The 681-nt window shown below is 65.2% G+C and carries 1 protein-coding gene; it reads left to right on the top strand.

Annotated elements, in window-relative coordinates:
- Positions 1–401: 401 nt before the first annotated feature.
- Positions 402–681 (top strand): NAD(P)-binding protein (locus PKE99_RS38210; RefSeq protein ID WP_271215120.1); only part of this gene is annotated, 280 nt, incomplete at its 3' end.

Genomic DNA, 681 nt, shown 5'->3' with positions numbered 1-681 from the left:
GGCTGACAGGCGCCATCCTCGGCGTCTCGCCGAGCGAAGGCTGAGCGCCCGCCTCCGCTTCGGCCTTCCACTCACGAGCGCCCACTTCCGGATCCCGCAACAGCTGCCTCGTGCCCATGCGCACGTCGGCGGGCGACACGCCCCCACAGAGATCCCACATGAGTGTCGGTTACCTTCTGCGGCCTCCTGTGGCGATAGGAGCTGCATAAACCCGCTCGTGTGGGCGACTTACCTCTCCAGCTTCGACTGAGCGAGTTAGCGACCGTTGACAAGAGTCTTCGGGGCGGCTTCAATGGCCTCTGGTGACCAGGGTCACGGCGCAAGCTCTCTGACCGACCTTCGTCCCCCCTGCGACGAGCGCCGGACGCTCGTGACTCCAGTACGCAAAGGAAGGAACCCGAATGGGCACGTCTGTCGTCGAGGAGCTCGACGTCCTTGTTGTCGGAGGCGGATTCTCGGGGATCTACCAGCTCGAGCGACTCCGGTCCCTGGGCTTCGCCGTCAAGCTGTACGAGGCCGGCTCCGACGCCGGCGGGGTCTGGCACTGGAACCAGTACCCCGGCGCTCGGGTCGACACGGAGGCCACTCTCTACCAGTTCTCGGATGAGCGGATCTGGCGAGAATGGAACTGGTCCGAGATCTTCCCGGGCCAGGAGGAGCTCCAGGCCTACTTCAGGTTCG

This window comes from Pseudonocardia halophobica, assembly GCF_027922425.1.
In the GTDB taxonomy this organism is placed as follows: domain Bacteria; phylum Actinomycetota; class Actinomycetes; order Mycobacteriales; family Pseudonocardiaceae; genus Pseudonocardia; species Pseudonocardia halophobica.
Note: the sequence above shows the minus strand (reverse complement) of the source record. Positions and strands in the feature narration are given on the sequence as shown.